General features: G+C 45.4%; 16 protein-coding genes and 1 pseudogene. 1 reads left to right on the forward strand and 16 read right to left on the reverse strand.

Going from position 1 to position 18874, the window contains the following annotated elements; genetic code table 11:
• Positions 1–55 precede the first annotated feature (55 nt).
• From ACERC7_RS01390 to ACERC7_RS01400, 3 genes are all read right to left on the reverse strand, one after another.
• Positions 56–1033 (reverse strand): beta-ketoacyl-ACP synthase III, encoded by a 978-nt coding sequence (locus tag ACERC7_RS01390; protein ID WP_373665925.1) that lies wholly within the window; start codon positions 1031–1033, stop codon positions 56–58.
• Entirely contained in the window at positions 1033–1467 is a 435-nt protein-coding gene (locus ACERC7_RS01395) for a MarR family winged helix-turn-helix transcriptional regulator (protein ID WP_373658266.1), read from the reverse strand. Before ACERC7_RS01395 ends, ACERC7_RS01390 begins: the two co-directional genes overlap by 1 nt.
• Positions 1468–1559: 92 nt before the next feature.
• Entirely contained in the window at positions 1560–2348 is a 789-nt protein-coding gene (locus ACERC7_RS01400) for an enoyl-CoA hydratase (protein WP_373665926.1), read from the reverse strand.
• A gap of 173 nt (positions 2349–2521) precedes the next feature.
• Here ACERC7_RS01400 and ACERC7_RS01405 point away from each other — a divergent pair, with 173 nt between their 5' ends.
• Positions 2522–3871, forward strand: coding sequence for an aspartate kinase (locus ACERC7_RS01405; RefSeq protein WP_373665927.1), 1350 nt, complete (start codon positions 2522–2524; stop codon positions 3869–3871).
• Between the two features lie 103 nt (positions 3872–3974).
• On the opposite strand, the gene ACERC7_RS01410 is transcribed toward ACERC7_RS01405, so the two are convergent.
• The 13 genes and pseudogenes from ACERC7_RS01410 to ACERC7_RS01470 all read right to left on the reverse strand — a co-directional run bounded on the left by ACERC7_RS01410 (position 3975) and on the right by ACERC7_RS01470 (position 18497).
• The gene (locus ACERC7_RS01410; RefSeq protein WP_373665928.1) at positions 3975–5738 is read right to left on the reverse strand and encodes an ABC transporter ATP-binding protein; all 1764 of its coding nucleotides are present in this window, start codon (positions 5736–5738) and stop codon (positions 3975–3977) included.
• A 2-nt stretch (positions 5739–5740) separates the two neighbouring features.
• Positions 5741–7483, reverse strand: a complete 1743-nt coding sequence (locus ACERC7_RS01415; protein ID WP_373665929.1) for an ABC transporter ATP-binding protein — start codon at positions 7481–7483, stop codon at positions 5741–5743.
• Positions 7484–7533: 50 nt separating this feature from the next.
• A complete protein-coding gene (locus ACERC7_RS01420) occupies positions 7534–8007 on the reverse strand; it encodes a GNAT family N-acetyltransferase (RefSeq protein ID WP_373658261.1) in 474 nt (157 codons plus the stop codon).
• A 3-nt stretch (positions 8008–8010) separates the two neighbouring features.
• Positions 8011–9879 (reverse strand): ABC-F family ATP-binding cassette domain-containing protein, encoded by a 1869-nt coding sequence (locus ACERC7_RS01425; protein ID WP_373665930.1) that lies wholly within the window; start codon positions 9877–9879, stop codon positions 8011–8013.
• A 23-nt stretch (positions 9880–9902) separates the two neighbouring features.
• The gene (locus ACERC7_RS01430) at positions 9903–11012 is read right to left on the reverse strand and encodes a PD-(D/E)XK nuclease family protein (protein ID WP_373665931.1); all 1110 of its coding nucleotides are present in this window, start codon (positions 11010–11012) and stop codon (positions 9903–9905) included.
• Positions 11013–11020: 8 nt separating this feature from the next.
• On the reverse strand, positions 11021–12235 hold the full coding sequence (locus ACERC7_RS01435; RefSeq protein ID WP_373665932.1) for a CCA tRNA nucleotidyltransferase: 1215 nt from the start codon (positions 12233–12235) through the stop codon (positions 11021–11023).
• A 29-nt stretch (positions 12236–12264) separates the two neighbouring features.
• A pseudogene (locus ACERC7_RS01440) lies at positions 12265–13083 on the reverse strand (Eco47II family restriction endonuclease).
• On the reverse strand, positions 13083–14084 hold the full coding sequence (locus tag ACERC7_RS01445; RefSeq protein WP_373665933.1) for a DNA cytosine methyltransferase: 1002 nt from the start codon (positions 14082–14084) through the stop codon (positions 13083–13085). The pseudogene ACERC7_RS01440 and the gene ACERC7_RS01445 overlap by 1 nt, the downstream one beginning before the upstream one ends.
• Positions 14085–14126: 42 nt before the next feature.
• Positions 14127–14891 carry a 4-hydroxy-tetrahydrodipicolinate reductase gene (gene dapB / locus ACERC7_RS01450; protein ID WP_373665934.1) on the reverse strand — a complete coding sequence of 255 codons (765 nt, stop codon included), beginning with the start codon at positions 14889–14891 and terminating at the stop codon, positions 14127–14129.
• A gap of 9 nt (positions 14892–14900) precedes the next feature.
• Positions 14901–15743 carry a DegV family protein gene (locus tag ACERC7_RS01455; RefSeq protein WP_373665935.1) on the reverse strand — a complete coding sequence of 281 codons (843 nt, stop codon included), beginning with the start codon at positions 15741–15743 and terminating at the stop codon, positions 14901–14903.
• Entirely contained in the window at positions 15744–16118 is a 375-nt protein-coding gene (locus tag ACERC7_RS01460) for a DUF1149 family protein (protein WP_018368276.1), read from the reverse strand.
• 9 nt (positions 16119–16127) lie between these two features.
• A complete protein-coding gene (locus ACERC7_RS01465; protein WP_373658251.1) occupies positions 16128–16649 on the reverse strand; it encodes a hypothetical protein in 522 nt (173 codons plus the stop codon).
• A 258-nt stretch (positions 16650–16907) separates the two neighbouring features.
• The gene (locus tag ACERC7_RS01470) at positions 16908–18497 is read right to left on the reverse strand and encodes a DEAD/DEAH box helicase (protein WP_373658250.1); all 1590 of its coding nucleotides are present in this window, start codon (positions 18495–18497) and stop codon (positions 16908–16910) included.
• Between the last annotated feature and the right edge of the window lie 377 nt (positions 18498–18874).

The raw sequence follows: 18874 nt of genomic DNA on the forward strand, positions 1-18874 counted from the left end.
GGGTCTCCTTTTTGGATAAAAATATTTTTATAAACGGGTGCTAACCCATTGATAACTAGATTGTAATCAGTAAACTACCCCAGGTTAAGCCACCACCGAAGCCTGATAAGAGGACGGTTTGGCTACCATCGAGACGAATCCGCCCATCGGCGACGCACTCGGAGAGCAGGATAGGAATGGACGCTGCACTGGTATTGCCATAGCTCATCATATTGGCTGGGAATTTAGCTAGATCAGCACCAATTTTTTGAGCCATCTTGTCAATGATGCGACTGTTGGCTTGATGAAGCAGGTAGTAATCGACAGCCTCTGCCGATAAGTCATTGTCGGATAACAGTTGACGGATGCTTTTTGATACGGTCTTGATAGCAAAATCAAAGATGGCTCGACCGTTCATCTGAACCCGACTATCAGCCTGCTCTGCCATTGCCGCAAAAGGCGATGAAAAACCTGACTTTCCTGACTGCAAGGCTTGTCCATGGGTGCCGTCGGTATTGAGGCTCTCGGCCAGAAAATACTGGTGATCGCTGGCCTCCAGCAAGACCCCGCCAGCACCGTCACCAAAGAGCACAGCGGTGCTACGATCAGACCAGTCCAAAATCTTAGAAAAGACCTCCGCCCCAATGACAAGACCTTTTTGATAAAGACCAGACTGGATTAATTTTTCAGCGGTTGATAAGGCAAAGACGAAACCTGAGCAAGCTGCCGCAACATCAAACGCAAATGCACGCGTAGCTCCAAGAGCTCCCTGAACGAGAGCTGCTGTTGAAGGCATCATGCTGTCTGGCGTAATGGTCGCAACGATGATAAAATCAAGCTCTTCTGCCGTCAAGCCTGCTTTTTGGATCAGTTGCTCAGCAACGGCTGTCGCTAACTGACTGGTGTCCTCTGTCTGGCTGATCCGCCTCTCTCTAATACCCGTACGACTAGCAATCCAGTCGTCGCTGGTATCCATGATTGCTGCGAGATCATCATTGGTCACCACCTGACTAGGTACGTAGTGAGCAACCTGACTAATTCTTGCATAGGTCATCACATCAAGTCCTCCAGAAACTGGTGAAGGCTAGCTAGACCTTTTTGAAGCGCTAGGACCTCGCTCTCGCTCATATCGCCTAATACCTTTAACACCATATTTTTGTGGAACTGACGGTGAAGTCTATACAGCAAGCGTCCCTTGCTTGTTAGGCTAATGTAAACCACACGACGATCTGTCAGCGAACGTGTCCGTGTGATGTACCCTTTTGCTTCCAGTTTATTAAGGCTGGTGGTAACTGTTCCTAGGGTTAGGAGCAGCTCTTTTGCAATATCAGATGGTGTGACATTCTTGTTTGTTCCAATAATGTCAATGGTGTGCATTTCCTTTAAACTAACATCCTTAAACTGACTTTGTCTCAGGCTGTTCTCCTCTACAACCAAAACACGGTTAAAAATATCTACTAAGTAACTATTGATTTGATTGTAGTCCACACCACACCTCCACTGTATCTTATCAAAGCTAGAACTTTGATGGTCAAATTATATCACAACCAAAGTTGTTTGACAAGAAAAAAATGTCATCACTAGTTTCCTGTAAATTGAGGGCGGCGTTTTTCAGTGTAAGCTCGAACGCCTTCTTTGAAATCTTCTTTGTAAGCTAAGTCTGACTGCAATTTCAATTCTAACTTAGAATAATCTTCCCAACCTGCAAATTCGCTAGCCCAAATCATCTGTTTGATTGCCGCATAGGATTGAAAAGAGGCTCTGTTTAATTTTGTGATAAGATTCGTAACCGTTTTGTCTAACTTATCTGATGTGCAAGTTTTATAAACAAAACCATAGTCTAAACCACGTTCAGCTGTTACAGCTTCTGCCGTCATCGCCAGCTGGGTGGCTCGGTTGATCCCTAAAGAGCGGGTCAAGAGGAAAATACCTCCAGCATCTGGTGCTAGATTAACATTCACAAAGGCTTGGATAAACTTCGCTCGTTCAGTCGCGATGCAAAAATCTGCAGCGACAACCATGTTAAAGGCTGCACCAGCCACTGGGCCATCAACTGCCATAATCACTGGTTTTGGCAGACGCTTCAAGGCAAAGGAAATCGTGTTAACCAGCTCTGCTATTTTCACTAAAGATGACACATCATCGGCATCCACAGCCCGTTGCATCTCGGCCAAGTCCCCACCAACGGAGAACACCTTTCCCTCACCCTTGACCAGAAGAATCTTAACAGCTTGATCCTGATTGGCTAGCTCAATCGCTGCTAAAATCTCCTCGCAAATGGGTACATTAAAGCCATTAGAGACTTGAGGGCGATTGAGGGTCAGGGTGGCAACACCATCTGCTACCTCATAGATAATTTCTTCAAACATCTCCTTATCATCCCCTTATATAGTTAGATAGATAAATCATTTGATAATCAAACGATTTACTTTATTATAACTGATTTAACTGAAAATGCAAGTAAAAACTGTAAAGCTACTGACAAAGTTTATTGTCTTTGCTATAATGTTAGGGTAAAGTTTTAGAAAGAATAGGACCATTCATGAAAGTAGCCAAATTTGGTGGCAGCTCTCTTGCTTCTGCCCAGCAACTAGAAAAAGTCTTTAACATTGTTAAATCAGATAATGAACGACGTTTCGTCATTGTCTCAGCACCAGGCAAACGTTCGGCAGATGACACAAAAGTGACCGATGCCCTGATTAAATACTACAAAAATTATACCGCTAATCACGATGTGACGGCTGATCAAAACTGGATCATCAACCGCTATAAAGCCATGGTTGATGAGCTTGGTTTGTCTAACAAAATTCTTGATGACATCGCATTAGCCATTGTCAGTCTAGCTACTCTGCCGAAAGAAGGAAACGAGTTTCTTTACGATACTTTTTTAGCTGCTGGAGAAGACAACAATGCTAAGTTGATTGCTGATTTCTTTAGACAAAGAGGGTTAGATGCTAAGTATATTCACCCAGAAGAAGCTGGCATTATCGTCACCAGTGAACCCGGTAACGCACAACTTCTGACATCAAGCTATAATGCCTTGCAAAAACTGCGTGATTCTGAAGAAATTTTAGTTATCCCTGGATTTTTTGGTGTGACAGTTGACGGACAAATCTGTACCTTCTCGCGAGGAGGGTCTGATATTACAGGCGCTATTGTTGCAGCAGGGGTTAAAGCTGATATTTACGAAAACTTCACTGATGTTGATGGGATATTTGCTGCTCACCCAGGTGTCGTTGACCAGCCACACTCCATTCCGGAGTTAACTTATCGGGAAATGCGCGAGCTGGCCTACGGTGGGTTCTCTGTTTTACATGATGAAGCGCTCATTCCAGCCTATCGTGGAAAAGTCCCTATTGTCATCAAAAATACAAACAACCCTGATCATCCTGGTACAACAATTGTCTTGGAGAGTCCCAAAAAAGACCAGCCAGTTGTTGGGGTCTCTGGGGATGATAAATTTGTCAGCATCAATATTTCCAAATACATGATGAACCGAGAAGTTGGATTTGGACGGAAGGTACTTCAGATTCTTGAAGATTTGAATATCAGATTCGAACATATGCCAACAGGGATTGATGATTTATCCGTTGTTGTGCGTGAGCGTGAACTCAGTCCAATTAAAGAGCAGGAAATCATTGATCAATTAACGCGAAAACTAGAAGTTGATCATGTTGACATCGAACGAGATTTGTCGATTATTATGATTGTTGGCGAAAATATGAAAAATCATGTCGGCGTTGCAGCCACTGCTACTTTTGCTTTAGCTAAAGAGGAGATTAACTTGGTGATGATTTCCCAAGGTGCCAGTGAGGTTTCCGTCATGTTTGTTGTTAAAACAAGCGATGAAAAAGCTGCAGTCAGAGCGCTGTACCGTGCATTTTTTAACTAGAAATTGATTGTGTGACCGTATTTTTAATACTTGGATTGTCTATTAGATATTAAAATCGTGAGAATGAAATAGCCTCCTAGACTATTTCATTCTCACGCCTTTTTTAATCTGTCTTGGCAAACTGGCTTTGGTAGAGTTCATAGTAGAAGCCTTTGTCAGCCAGTAAACTGTCATGCGTGCCTTGCTCAATAATCTGACCGTCCTTAAGGACCAAAATCTTATCTGCTTCTCGGATAGTTGACAAGCGGTGGGCGATGACAAAGCTAGTTCTCCCCTGCATGAGCTTTTTCATGGCCTGCTGGATAAGTAGCTCAAGTCTTGTGTCCACTGACGAGGTCGCTTCATCCAAAATCAAAATTTTCGGGTCTGCCAATAGGGCACGGGCAATGGTCAAGAGCTGTTTTTGCCCCAGCGAAATGTTGCTGGATTCTTGGTTCATTTCCATCTTGTAACCACCTGGTAGGGTGCGAATAAAGTGGTCCACATTGGCAGCCTGAGCTGCTGCCACCAGCTCCTCATCGGTCGCTGAGAGGTTACCAAACCGTAGATTGTCCTTGATGCTCCCTTCATAGAGCCAAGCATCCTGCAAAACCATCCCGAACTGGCAGCGCACCGCCCGTCTATCCAGTTCTCTGATATCTCTACCATCTAGGGAAATAGCTCCCGCAGTCACATCATAAAAGCGCATGAGAAGGTTAATCAAAGTAGTCTTTCCTGCACCCGTGGGACCAACGATGGCAATCATCTCACCTGGTTCAACTGTCAGATTAAAATCTCGAATGAGGGGCTTGTCTGGACTATATTGGAAAGAAACCTTACTAAAGGTCACTTGACCAGTCAAATTGATTTCGTCAGCCGTTTGGAGACTGCTCGTTTCTTCGTTTTCATCAAGAACAGCAAAAATCCGTCCTAAAGATGATTTAGCGCTCTGCAATTGTCCCGACAACTGCGCTAAGGTCTGGACTGGCTGACTAATCTGCCAAACATACTGAACAAAGGCCTGCATGTTACCAATGGTCAATCGCCCTGCCAACACCTGAAGCCCACCTAAAAGCGCTAGAACGACATAGGTCAAATCAGAGATAGAGTTAAGCAGGAACATCAGACTGGATAAAAAACTAGCCTTGAAGCCAGCTACCTGCAGGCTGCTGGTAATGTGGCGAAAATCTCGACTAGATACTTCTTCACGACCATAGAGCTTGATAATGTTGAATCCCGTCAGATTCTCCTGAACAAACCCGTTAAGGTCTCCTAAAATTTTGGATTGATCGGTGAAGTATGGCTGAGACAGCTTCAACAAGAACCGAGCCGTCAAGTAGGTGATGGGCATACTAACCATGACCACTAGCGCCAGCTGACTATTGAGCCAGACCATCATGGAGATGACCAAAATTAAACTCAAAACCGCATTAACAATCTGTAAGAAAGACTGCTGAAGAGCATTCGAGACGGTCTCTACATCGGTTGTAAATCGCCCTAAAAGATCACCAAACCGGTGCTGGTCAAAATAAGCCACTGGCAAGCGATTGATTTTATAGCTGAGGTCTTGGCGTAAGTCACGCATCGCACCTTGCACCACCTTGGTCATGTAGATATTGGCTAGGTAAACACCGACTTCAAAGAAGAGGGCACGCACCAGATAGAGTCCTAAAATTAGGGTCACATAGCGATAGTTAATGTCTGCACCAGCGACACCTTTCGTCATATCAATCAGGTTTTGCGTCAACTCTGTGATAACTAAACCAATAACAAAGGGTTCCAAAACACCAGCTACAATACTGATGACCTTAAAGAAAACAGCTAAAAAGAGTGAGCCTCGATAGCGACTAAGATAAGGCCACAGTCGCTTAAAACCTTGTTCTGTCATTCTTAGCCCTCACTTTCTGTCAAACTCTGGCTATTGAGCTGAGACTCTGCAATCTCGCGATAAATGGCATTGCTGAGCATGAGCTCCTCATGCGTCCCGCGCCCAACAATCTCTCCCTTGTCCAGCACGATAATCTGGTCAGCATCCATAATAGTACCAACCCGTTGCGCCACAATGAGCACTGTCGCCTCCTGTGTCACCGCCTTCAACCGCCGTCGTACCTCGGCATCAGTCTTATAGTCCAAGGCTGAGAAAGAATCATCAAAAATATAAATGTCCGCCTGCTTAACCACCGCTCGCGCAATCGACAGCCGCTGCTTTTGCCCACCAGATAAGTTACTACCGCCCTCTGCCAACAAGCTCTCGTAGCCCTCCTCACGGCTAGCGATAAAGTCAGCTGCCTGTGATACTTGCGCTGCTTGCTCCAGCTCAGGCAGAGTCGCCGTTTCCTTACCGTACCTGAGATTTTCCTCGATCGTTCCGGTAAATAGCAGAGCTTTCTGGGGAATAAAGCCTATCTTAGACCTTAAGGCCTTGAAGTTGTAGTCACGCACATCGATGCCATCGACTAAAATTTTCCCCAAGGTCACATCATAAAACCGAGGAATCAGGCTGACTAGACTAGATTTCCCAGACCCCGTTGAACCGATAAAAGCGATGGTTTCCCCGGGCTTGGTTTTAAAGGAGATGTTATGGAGAACAGGGCTCTCCGTCTCTCCTGGGTAAGCAAAGGTCACATTGTCAAATTCCAGATAGCCCTTGGTCGCTGTTTCTGTCACTCCATCCTCATTTGGTGCGATAGAGATAGGCAGGGTCATCACTTCTTTAATCCGGTGACTAGAGACTGCCATCTTCGGATACATGGTAAAAAGGTTAGAAAAAAGCAAAAAGGAAAACAGCGCATGAAAGGCGTATTCGATAAAAGCAACCATGTCACCGATCTGCAAGTCTCCTCGCGACAGTGGCGGAATGGCAAACCAGACAATGGCGACAATCATGGCGATGATGATTTGCACAAAGAGGGGCTCAGTCAAGGCAGTCAGGCGAAACAACTTGCTTGAGGTCTCTGTGAACGACTGGTTGGCCGTCGCAAACCGCTCTTCCTGAAAGTCTTCCCGTGCAAAGGCACGAACAACTCGAAGACCAGTTAGGTTTTCTCGCACGTACTGGTTAATCTTGTCCAGCGTTGTTTGTTGCTGCTCTGATAAAGGTTCCGTTCGTCTAGCGACGTAGACCACCACAGCCACCAAGAAAGGAATGGAGACCGCCACAATCCAAGCCATGGATGGGCTAGTGCGAAGAATCATACCCACCGAAAACAGCATCATCAGTGGGGTAATCATGCCAAGACGCAAGGCTTGATCAGCGAATTGCATGAGCATGTAGGCATCCGTTGTCATCCGAGTGACGAGAGAGGAGACGCCGATTTGCTCGTACTCATGGTGAGAATAAGCCTGAAGCTTGTCGTACATGTCATTACGCATGTCCTGAATCATGGTAGTCGTTAACTTGCTAGTGGCATAAGCCATGGTCAGGCGACCGACCAGACCAGCTAGACTAGCTAACAACATGACCCAAAACCAGCGGTAGAGGGCAGCTTCATTTTGCTGCACCAAACCGTCATCAATCATCCGTGCCAAAATGGTCGGCAGACCTAGATTGACCACAATAAAGAGTAAAACCCCGACCACATTTAACAAGAGCCATTTGGGGTAATGTTTCAAATAAGACCAAATATATGCCATAAGTTCCTTTCTCGTCTTTCTGGAGTTGCAAGCTCAATAGTTAGTGACCATCACAGCGACTTAACCATCCAGACATCCATCAGGTAGTGGCCCGTTTCCTGGGTCAATGGCTGAGCTAAATGCTGGTAGCCCATCTTCTCATAGAGTTTGAGGGCAGCAGCTAGCTTGGTGGAGCTTTCTAGATACATCTGCTCATAGCCTGCTTGCAGCGCTTTTTCTTCAATGTGTGCCAAGAGCTGGCTGGCATAGCCTTTTCCACGGTAGTTTTTGTCTACATAGAGTTTTTGCAGCTCACAAACCAATTCTGAAATCGGACCAAAACCACCGCAGGCAACCACCCTGTCGTCTACCTTGATGACCAAGTATTGAGAACGAGGCAGTTTATCATAATAGTCAGCCAAATCATCCAACTGCGGGTCAAAATAAGCTGTTCCAGGCAAAGCCAATCCCTCATCTTCTAAACAGTGACGGACAAGCGTGGCCACCGCAGAGTTATCAGTTGGGGTGAGGTAATGAAGTTCCATCTCCTACCCCTCCAACTCACTCAAATACTCATAGCGCTCGTACTTGGCAAGGAGCTGGTCATTTTGCTCGTCCAACTCTTTTTGCAAGTCGGACAGGCGGGCAAAGTCCGCTCCACAGGTCGCCATCTCACCCTCAATAGCGGCAATCCGCTCCTCAAGGCTAGCAATCTTCTCCTCGATGACCGCCCATTCCTGCTTCTCAAAGTAGGACATGCGCTTGCGCTCGGCTTTTTCCTTTTCTGCCTTTGGTTTTTCCGTTTTTGGGGCAATCGCAGAGCTGTCCCGCTCGAAGGCCTTTTCATCCAGATAATCGGTGTAGTTGCCGAAAAATTCCCTGACACCGCCAGCCTCAAAGGCTAGAATCTTGGTCGCCACCTTGTCAAGGAAATAACGGTCATGGCTAACCGTAATCACAGGACCTACAAAGCCTTGCAGGAAGTTCTCCAAGACTGTCAAGGTCGCAATGTCCAAATCATTGGTCGGCTCGTCTAGGAGCAGGAGATTGGGCTTTTCAATCAAGATTTTCAAGAGATAGAGCCGTTTTTTCTCGCCACCAGACAGCTTGGCAATCTGGGTGCCGTGAGTTGAGCGAGGAAAGAGAAACTGCTCCAAGAGCTCGGAAATGCTGGTCGTGCCGACAGTTGTCTTAACCTCGTCTGCCACCTCTTGCAGGTAGTTGATGACCCGCTTGCTCTCGTCCATCCCCTTAAGATTTTGCGAGAAGTAGCCAACCCGCACAGTCTCCCCCATGTCAACCGTCCCAGCAGTGGCTTGCAAGTCTCCGCTAATGAGGTTGAGCAGGGTGGACTTGCCGACCCCATTGTCTCCGACAATGCCAATCCTGTCCTTGTTTTGAATGAGCAGATTAAAATTGCTCAAAATCGGCTTGTCCCCATAGGAGAAGCTGACCTGCTCAAAGTTAATGACTTTCTTGCCAATCCGACTGGTCTCAAAGGTGATGTCCAACTCTGTACTGGTGGTCGTGGTCGCCAATTTCCCCTTCAGCTCATGGAAGCGATTAATACGAGCTTGTTGCTTGGTCGCACGCGCCTGCGGTTGGCGACGCATCCACTCCAACTCCTGCTTGTAGAGTTGCTTTTTCTTGTGGAAGCTGGCCGCATCCCGCTCGTCCTGCTCGGCCCGCAGGCGAACATAGTCTTGGTAGTTGCCCTGGTACTCAGTAAGCTGGCTGTTGGCCAGCTCAAAGATACGGGTAGCGACATTGTCCAAGAAATAGCGGTCATGGGTGATGAAGAGGACTGTTTTCTTACCGGTTTTCAGGTAAGTGGTCAGCCAAGAGATGGTGTCGATGTCCAGATGGTTGGTCGGCTCGTCAAGGAGCAAGAGGTCACTGTCTGACAGGAGCACCTGGGCTAGCTGAACCCGACGGCGCAGCCCCCCAGACAAGAAGCCGACGGTGGCTTGCAAATCTGTGATCCCTAGTTTGGTCAGAACCGTTTTGACCTCGCTCTCGATCGACCAGACGTCCAGCGCATCCATCTCTGCCATGACCTTTTCCAGCTCTTTCTGGCTCTCTTCTGAGTAGTCGAGGAGCAGCGCTTCATAGCGTTTCAGCACTGCCATTTCCCTTAACTCCGATGACAGCACCGTGTCTAGGACGGACTTGCTGTCGTCAAAATCAGGCTCTTGGGTCAGGTAGCTGATGGTGTAGCCCTTGGCAGCGGTAAAGGGCGAGCGGTCGCCGTCAAAGCCAGACCGCCCCGACAGAACGTCAAGGAGCGTGGTCTTGCCCGTACCGTTGACGCCAATGAGACCGATGCGATCCAGCTCATGGACGATAAAGCTGATGTCCCGAAAAACCGTCTTGTCACCGACGGACTTAGTTAAGTGTTCTACGATAAAGTTTGACATAAGGTGCTTTCTAAAAGATTATTTTACTCGAAAGTAAAACCATCTTGAATAATATTTTTTACTTTCAGTAATTCCGTTTTAATTTCATCAATTAGCTCGTCGTAAGTAATTCCATTTCTAATATTCCAATATTGATAGATTTGAAAATTATTTTTGATTTTACCAGTATAGCTACCATACAATTTACTCAAAGATGTCTTTTTTTCTCTTATCAATTTAGAACTCTTATCGTAATTCTCCAAAAATCCTACTCTCTTCATCTCATTGAAATAATAATCTTTATCATCAAATCGTGAATAATGTGATACTGGTCCAGAATGAAGTCTAAATTGTTTTCCTTCAATCTGAATACCTATAACTCCAATAATTTCACCATTTACCTTCTGCTTATACATAATATCTACAGTAGGTTTTTTATTATTAAAAAAGTTACCAATCACAGGCATACCCCAAGGAGTTTGAAACTCTACATTAAGTTCTTTCTCAATGAATTGGCTCAACTTACTTCCAGAAAACTTTAAATATATATCTTCTAATCTCAACTTCTCAAGTTCAGAATCACTTTCAAAAAAGTATCTATTCTGTGCTTCGTTCAACTTCTCTAAAAGTATACAACTTATTAGTTGGATGTCAGAAACATAATTTTCAGTAGTGTTAAAGATATGGGAATCTAGAGTAACTATTTGATTTATTCCAGCTATTCTTTCAGCAATTTTAGCATAAGATAAAAATTCCCAATTATCGTAATGTAATGTCTGCTCTATTCCTGTTAGGATACCAAACTCAAATACAATATTCTTCTCAGAAAAATTCTCTTCATATGTTCTTAACTGCTCAATAGTCGGAATAGATTTCAATTTATTTTCGATGAAAACAGCCTTTCTCATACCATTAGAATCCTCAAAATAAATGGTTAAGTCCCTGTGTCCTTTTTCTCTTTCTACCTTAATGAACTGATTCTTCTTAGAATAAAACTCTGGATAAAAAACTTCCACAAAAGGATTGACACTATCAACCCTAATATTGATTAACCACTCCCAAAAATTAGAGTGGGATAACTCTTTTCCCCCCAACGATAAAGCAAATAGAGGGGATTGCTTTAACGCATTAACATTCTCCTGCAAATTACTCATATTTTCTCCTAGTTTAACATTTTTAAATGCTTGACAAGATACTTAACAATCTCCTCCCTCTCATTCCCCACTTCTCCCGCGACGATAGCCCGTTCCAGTTCGTCCAGAATGTCGCCCAGCTGGGGACCTGGTGTGATGCCGAAGTCTTGGATCAGGTCTCGCCCGGTGATGGCCATGTCTTGTTTGGAATGAATAGGAAGCTCCTCGTCTAATTGCTGAATCAGCGCTGGCTGGCTGGACAAGCCCTTGGCCTGCCTGAGGTCTTCCACCAAAAGCAGGAAGTCCTTGCCATAGCGGTAGACCAGCTGACGACTAGGCTCCGCACTCAAACGCTCACGGTAGGCAGACACCAGCTGGTCGACAGCTTTCTGAAAGTCATTGGAGGTTTTCCATTTTTTCAGGAAGGGTTTGGCGTCTCTGATGTTTAGGGCTAATAGCAGAGCAGCCCACACCTGTTCGGAGCTGGTAAACTGGTAGTCCTCAGTGAAGTCATCACGCAAAGTCTCAAGCTCCGCTCCTTTTTCAGCCATATCAGGTAGAAAGTCATAGGCACAACTCGCTATCAGACTGGTCAGACCAGCCTGCCAAAACGGTGCGGTCAAGAGCTTGTCAAACTCGATGAAGACCCGCTCCACGGAAATCTTCGCGAGCAAGGGTGCCAGCTCTGCCATTGCCTCAAAAGTCGCAGGCTCAAGGGTAAAGCCAAGGCTGGCTGCAAAGCGAAAACCACGCATGATCCGCAGGGCATCCTCCTGAAAGCGCTCGGCAGGTACGCCAACCGCACGGAGCAGGCGATTGTCAAGGTCAGCCAGCCCCTCAAAGAGGTCGATGACCTGACCGCTGCTATCGAGGGCAAAGGCGTTGACTGTGAAATCCCGCCGCAGCAAGTCCTCCTCCAGCGAGCGGACAAAAGTCACACCAGACGGACGGCGATAGTCCACATAGACATCCTCCGTACGAAAGGTGGTCACCTCATAGCCCGCCTCACCGTCCAAGACCAGCACCGTGCCATGCTCAATCCCAATATCAACCGTGCGTGGAAAAACGCTCTTGACCTCCTGCGGGTAGGCAGAGGTGGCGATGTCCACATCGTGGATAGGACGACCTAAAATGGCATCTCGCACCGAACCGCCCACAAAATAAGCCTCGTAGCCCGTCGCCTGTAATTTCTCTAAAATCGGCAAAGCCTTCTGAAATTCAGAAGGCAGATTGGTTAGTTTCATTTGTTTTCCTCTGTTGCAGATGATTCTCTCTAATTAAGACGATTAAAGCCTTGATAACTTGAGAAACCTAATAGATAAATAGCCAAAGCAAAAGCTTGTTCGTCAGATAGGTTGTCATCGTGAACTACTGACTGTTGAATTTCCTGTAAGACCGTATCGTTGGGAACAACCGTATCAGCTAAGTCGGTCACACAATCTTGAATGACCCCTGGAAGTACTAAACACATTTGATAAAAAGCGTCTTCTTGTCCAGTCACTAGGGCATAAAATTAATCAAGGCTAACTCTCCTAATATGTTTATGACCAACTTTCTTCTTATCAACAGTTGTCTCCCACTTGATATTTTGAGATTGCTTAGAGATCGCCTCAACTAAAAAGCAAGCACAATCATCATCATCTAGCAACTGGGATTGCATTTTGATAAACGTTTTTCCAGCAGCCGCAGAATTCATCGTATTATGTTTATTTTTCATTTCAACATAAACACGACTAACCGTTGAACCGTCAGGAAGTTCAATAGCACTTGGGCGTTCTAAGATAACATCCCAACCTCCCTCTTTTTCATTGTCTGGAACTCGGCAGTCTAACATGTATTGAAAAATTCCTTGATGGAAATAACCAATATCATTGTTATTCGCTTTATCCCTTTGACGGAAAATTTCACTATTAATAATGTCCTCCCACGATTGCTGATAAACAGTTTTATCAAAAATCAATTTAACAGGGTCAATGATATTTTTATTAAAACGTTGTAAATCAAATGAGGTTAATTTTTCACCATATTTGCCAATCGTCATGCGAACATGATGATAAAAATTCTCTTGGCTAATAAAATCAAGTGTCCACATTAAACTACCTCCAAACTTTTCTTAATCTGATTGGCTACCTCATAGGCTAATTTTACAGGGACGGCATTCCCAACTTGCTTGTACTGATTACCAACACTGCCAGTAAAGACCCATTCATCAGGAAAAGATTGAATGCGAGCATTTTCTCGAACAGTAAAAGGTCTTGCTTCAAGGGGATGACAGCGATCCGTCTGTTTCTGACTGGGCGAGGTCAAAACCGTTAAAGACGGCTCGTCCATGCTCAACCGACGTAGAATACCTGTCCGACCACCACCCATATCCCACGTCGATTTCATATAAGGTTTAGCGACCTCTTCTGGAATATCTCGCCAATAACCCCCAGGTGGAACCAACTCAAAAATCGCTTTCTTATGGTCAGAATAAGAGGCACCAACACTAGGTGGTGTATCAACTAAAATATCTTTCAAAACAGGTTTATAGCTATGAGGAATCGGATAAATAAACTCGGTTTTATCAACCAAGTCATTTCGAATACCAACCATAATCATTCGTTCACGCTTTTGAGCAACACCATAGTCCCAAGCATTAAGAACCTTAGACTGGACTTGATAACCAGCATCTTCGAAGACTGTCAAAATCGTCTGATAGGTTCGCCCTTTATCATGACTAACCAAGCCCTTAACATTTTCGAAGAGAAACATTTTAGGTTGTAATTTCTCTAAAAAAACAGCATAGTGATAAAATAGCGTTCCTCTAGTATCTTCCAAACCTAGACGCTTACCAGCATAGGAAAAAGATTGGCAGGGAGCACCACCACTAAGCAAGTCTAGTTCTCCTTTTTTGATTTGAAAATAATCTTCTAAATCAAGCGGCGAGATGTTGGCGACATCATCATGGATAACACGCCAATTAGGACGATTGGCCTTCAGCGTTTCGGCAGCTGCTTTATCAAATTCAACTAATCCGATAGTTTCAAAGCCTGCTGCTTCCACTCCTAGGGCTAGCCCTCCAGCTCCTGCAAATAATTCAATTGTCTTCAAACTAGACTTCCTCTCATTATCTTGTTTATTAGTTGCCTAAGCCTAGAGCAGACTCTCTAATCCGTAAACAAGTTGATCACGCATGACAACAGCCTTAATCCCGATATTGACCCCGCTCATAAAGGATATACGGTCATAGGAATCATGACGAAGAGTCAAACCCTCACCCTGCGCTCCAAAGATGACTTCCTGATGGGCAACGAGACCTGGCAAGCGCACGGAATGAATCCGCATGCCGTCCACTTCCGCCCCACGTGCTCCTGCCAGCAATTCCTCTTCGTCAGCAGCCCCTTGTGACTTGCTTTGACGAGTCTCACGCAGGAGCTCTGCGGTCTTAATGGCCGTGCCTGACGGTGCATCTTTTTTCTTATCGTGATGGAGCTCGATGATCTCCACATCTGGGAAATACTTAGCCGCTTTCTGGGCAAATTCCATCAAGAGGATAGCGCCAATCGCAAAGTTAGGGGCAATCAAGCCGCCCAGCTTTTTCTTACGAGACAAGTCAATCAGCTCGGCGATTTGTGACTCAGTAAAGCCAGTCGTCCCCACAACAGGCGCAAAGCCCTGCTCAAGAGCAAAGCGGGTGTTGTCATAAGCGACCGCAGGGGTCGTGAAGTCCACCCAGACATCAGCAGAGAAACCCACTAAGTCCGCCTTATCGGTGAAGACAGGTACGCCTTCAACCTCTTTCTCAGTCGCAAAGGGGTCCAAGAGACCGACCAACTGTAGCTCAGGGTCAGCCTGTACCATCTGGACAGCTGTCGACCCCATCTTGCCTAAAAATCCTGCAATAATAACCTTAATCATATCATTTCCTTATACAATAGGGGTAATGCCAAAGGCGATGCCCCCCTCACCCAGATGGGTCGCGATGACACTATTGAGCGGTACAATCTCTGCGGATAGGCCCAGCACTGCCAGCAACTGCTGAAACTCTCTCGCCTTATCAGGGGCGTTGGTGTGGAGAATGGCAATCTCATAGTCGCCATCGGCTGTTCGCTCTTGCAAAATCTCCACCAGTCGCTTGACTGCCTTTTTCTCCGTGCGAACCTTTTCATAGACTGTAATCACACCCTCTTCATTGAAATAGAGGATAGGCTTGATGGATAGAAGGTTGCCGAGAATGGCAGAGCCGTTTGACAATCGTCCGCCTTTGACCAAGTGATTCAAATCATTCGCCATGATAAAAGCATTGCTTTTCGCGATTTTTTGATTGAGCTTGTCCAACATCATCTCAAAATTAACTCCCGCATCTGCCCAATCAAGAGCATTAACCGCCATGCTGGTCAAGGGCACAGAGGTAATCTTGCTATCTGGAAAAGCGATGGTCAGCTCGCTGTGCTCCTCCATCAAATACTGGATATTTTGGAAAAAGCCCGAAATCCCACTAGAGAGAAATAGACCAATCACATGAGTATAGCCCTGCTCTGGCAAGGCAGATAAAATATCATCTAACTCCGCCACACTGGGCTGGCTGGTCGTTGGCAAGGCTTGGCTAGCTGCCATCTTGGCATAAAAGTCTTCAGGTGTCAGATTGACCCCCTCAACATAGGTCTCTCCGTCAATGGTAATCGGAATATCCAGAACAAATAAGCCTTCGCGACGTCTCAAATCCTCTGAAAGGTAGGCAGAACTATCTGTAATAACAGCTAACTTCATTTAAAACTCCAAACTAATCCCAGGACGATCTAGGGCAACTTCTGTTACTTCATAGGTTAGACGGCGCAACATATCAAGCAGGGGCGCGGATACCTCTTCTACGTCATGTTGCGAAAATTCACTCGGCGACTCAACCAAACGGTTATGCAAATAGTTAATTTGTGACATCACACCGCTCACTACAAAATCTTGCTGGACAATAATAAAGTGCAAGACCGCCATAAATGTCGTCTTTTGGTTTTCTTCACTCTTTTCTATAAGTTGAAACTTGACTTCTGCATTCGATTCTGGTGCACCATGCTCTTTTTCCCACTCATGATTGCGGGCATCGTAGTGGTAGGCATTAACAAAAACTTGTTCTCTAGTGAGTTCCATGTTGTCTCCTTAAAATTTTTTCTGTGGGTGTTTTGCAACAATCTCTGGATGGTTTGCCAAGGTACTGAGACCTTTTTCTGTTAACAAATAAGCACGTTCTTGACAGTATTGTTCTAATTCTTGATCAGAAAAATGCGTTAAAACTGCTTTATCCAAATCAGCACGTTTCATCTTTGACAAACCGCTTATCCCTTTGTCCTTAAGCCAAGCTTTTAATTGAGTAATCGGCTGATGGCGCAGGGCATCTCTTGCCCCTTCAATAAAGACATAGCCCTCTTCAATTAACCAAACCAGGTCATGTTCAGCATCAATCCCATAGGTCGTTGCAAAGTATTTGTGAGGTTGGCTAGTGGTTAGGTAGCTCCCAAACTGAATACGCCAGAGCAAGATGATATGTCCAGGCAATAGCCCTTCAGATGTTCGCACCATCTGAAGCTTGGCAATCGGTTTAGCTAAAATTTCATCCAGGTACTGGTCTGGAACACGTGGGTATTCAGCATGATTTGCATAAATGGTCGTTATTGTTGTCATTTAACTATTATACCATATCTCTTGTCAATCGTCATCTAGTAAAACAGTGGTAGTGTAGCGAGTTTCCCTTGCGATAGGACAATTATTCTAACAGAAATATTAGCACAGAGTAATCAATCACTAGAGTAGTGGAAACGCAATGGCACTAAAAAGATGCTAATTACCACAATCGTATCTGTGGCATTTAGCATCTTTCATCTTATTTTTATGTGCATTAGATGAGAAAGAGGCTTTTACCCTATTCTCATTTGTTGGACATTACTTATCACCTTTATTACGAATCACAAAACCAGTTTGTTTTTCACTCGAGGTACGGTGAGGGCGCTTGTTGTCTTTTTTAACGACATCACGCTGGTTTCTATTGGACCTGCGCTTAAAGTCCCTGCGGTCACCATCGCGATCATCCCGGCGACGGTCACCACGATAGCCTCCACGACGGTCGCGACCAGCTCTATCGTCACGGTCTGAACGTCCTCGACTGCCTTTTCCTTTGGCTTGACCTGGGGCAAACTTGAAAGGCAGTGGTTTTTCTTGGGCAATTTCTACCTTAGGCATAGTGTCAGGATTTGGCACCGTCAAGGTAAGGATATACTGCGCCAACTCTTCTGGGCTAAACTCAGCAGCTAACTTAATGGCATCACCTTTGAACTTATCAAATTCCGCACGGATAGCTTCGTCGGCAAAATCACGCTCAATTTTCTTAAGCGCTACTCGCTTGGTTGCCTTGAAGGCCTCTTCTGCTGTCGCAGGCTTCATGCCCTTCATGCGCTTTTTGGTTAAATTTTCGATAATGGCCAGATAGCCCATCTCATTTGGTGAGACAAAGGTAATAGATTGACCAGATTTGCCCGCACGACCTGTCCGACCGATACGGTGCACATAACTCTCTGGGTCTTGCGGAATATCATAGTTGTAGACGTGGGTCACGCCAGAAATGTCCAATCCACGGGCAGCAACGTCTGTTGCAACCAAAATATCCAAGGTATCATTTTTGAAATCACGAAGAACACGTAGGCGTTTGCCCTGATCAAGATCCCCATGAATCCCTTCGGCACGGTAGCCACGAAGCTTGAGCCCGCGAGTCAACTCATCAACACGGCGTTTGGTTCGACCAAAGACGATGGCCAATTCTGGCTGCTCCACATCCATAAGGCGGGTCATGGTATCAAACTTTTCATGCTCCCGTACGCGGACATAGTACTGGTCAATCAACTCTGTCGTTAACTCCTTAGCCGCAATCTTAACGTGTTCAGGTTCTTTCATAAACTGGACACCGATGCGCTTAATCGGGTCAGGCATGGTCGCCGAAAACAGCAAGGTTTGACGGCTTTCCGGCGTGCGACTGATGATGGCTTCGATATCATCAAGGAAGCCCATATTGAGCATCTCATCAGCCTCATCCAAAATCAAAGTCTCAATCCCATCTAGTTTCAAAGCTTTACGTTTGATTAAATCAAGCAGGCGACCTGGTGTTCCAACAACTACGTGGGCACCTGACTTGAGGGCCTTGATCTGCTTTTCAATGCTAGATCCACCATAAACAGAGCGAACTTTGACGCCCTTATCCCGACCGAAGCGGAAGAGCTCTTCCTGACTCTGCACCGCCAATTCACGGGTCGGAGCGATAACTAAGGTCTGCACCGCAGGATTTGTCGTATCAATCTTATCAAGGGTCGGCAAGCCAAAAGCGGCGGTCTTTCCTGTTCCCGTCTGGGCTTGACCAATCACATCCTTACCAGCTAAAGCTAGTGGGATAGTCAGCTCCTGAATCGGTGACGGGGTGGTAAAGCCTGCTGTCTCCACAGCAGATAAAATCTCTAAGGACAGAGCAAGTTCATTAAAATTCATGTTATCTTCTTTCTAAAAAGGCAGTGCGAAGCTGCCTTATCACGCTTTTCTATATCGTTGAACAAACAACCTAACTAGTATAACACAAAATTCACAATTAAGGTGAGATTAACTTTGAAAGTTCACATAACACGTTTTCATTGTTGCAAAGAGCTGCTTTAAGCCGTTAGCATCGTAGATAACCTTCTCCTAAGCGTTTGACAACGGAAACGTCACATCTTTACTGACTTAATTTCAATAAGCTATTTTTAACGGCTCTATAATTTCTGTAGTGGGTAAATCCACCATGGAGATTATAGAGCCTTTTGAGTGTAGAAAAAAAGTTCCATATGACCTACAATGAAAAGTGCTTAAACAACTCATTAGAAAGACACATA

The organism is Streptococcus sp. E17BB (assembly GCF_041807725.1).
In the GTDB taxonomy this organism is placed as follows: Bacteria; Bacillota; Bacilli; order Lactobacillales; family Streptococcaceae; genus Streptococcus; species Streptococcus entericus.

Excerpts from the sequence above, each read along its gene's own strand:
- ACERC7_RS01460 (WP_018368276.1), bottom strand. The coding sequence starts at position 16,118 with ATGGAACTCACTAGAGAACAAGTTTTTGTTAATGCCTACCACTACGAT.
- dapB (WP_373665934.1), bottom strand. The coding sequence starts at position 14,891 with ATGATTAAGGTTATTATTGCAGGATTTTTAGGCAAGATGGGGTCGACA.
- ACERC7_RS01415 (WP_373665929.1), bottom strand. The coding sequence starts at position 7,483 with ATGGCATATATTTGGTCTTATTTGAAACATTACCCCAAATGGCTCTTG.
- ACERC7_RS01410 (WP_373665928.1), bottom strand. The coding sequence starts at position 5,738 with ATGACAGAACAAGGTTTTAAGCGACTGTGGCCTTATCTTAGTCGCTAT.
- ACERC7_RS01425 (WP_373665930.1), bottom strand. The coding sequence starts at position 9,879 with ATGTCAAACTTTATCGTAGAACACTTAACTAAGTCCGTCGGTGACAAG.
- ACERC7_RS01465 (WP_373658251.1), bottom strand. The coding sequence starts at position 16,649 with ATGACAACAATAACGACCATTTATGCAAATCATGCTGAATACCCACGT.
- ACERC7_RS01430 (WP_373665931.1), bottom strand. The coding sequence starts at position 11,012 with ATGAGTAATTTGCAGGAGAATGTTAATGCGTTAAAGCAATCCCCTCTA.
- ACERC7_RS01400 (WP_373665926.1), bottom strand. The coding sequence starts at position 2,348 with ATGTTTGAAGAAATTATCTATGAGGTAGCAGATGGTGTTGCCACCCTG.
- ACERC7_RS01420 (WP_373658261.1), bottom strand. The coding sequence starts at position 8,007 with ATGGAACTTCATTACCTCACCCCAACTGATAACTCTGCGGTGGCCACG.
- ACERC7_RS01390 (WP_373665925.1), bottom strand. The coding sequence starts at position 1,033 with ATGACCTATGCAAGAATTAGTCAGGTTGCTCACTACGTACCTAGTCAG.
- ACERC7_RS01455 (WP_373665935.1), bottom strand. The coding sequence starts at position 15,743 with ATGAAGTTAGCTGTTATTACAGATAGTTCTGCCTACCTTTCAGAGGAT.
- ACERC7_RS01470 (WP_373658250.1), bottom strand. The coding sequence starts at position 18,497 with ATGAATTTTAATGAACTTGCTCTGTCCTTAGAGATTTTATCTGCTGTG.
- ACERC7_RS01405 (WP_373665927.1), top strand. The coding sequence starts at position 2,522 with ATGAAAGTAGCCAAATTTGGTGGCAGCTCTCTTGCTTCTGCCCAGCAA.
- ACERC7_RS01435 (WP_373665932.1), bottom strand. The coding sequence starts at position 12,235 with ATGAAACTAACCAATCTGCCTTCTGAATTTCAGAAGGCTTTGCCGATT.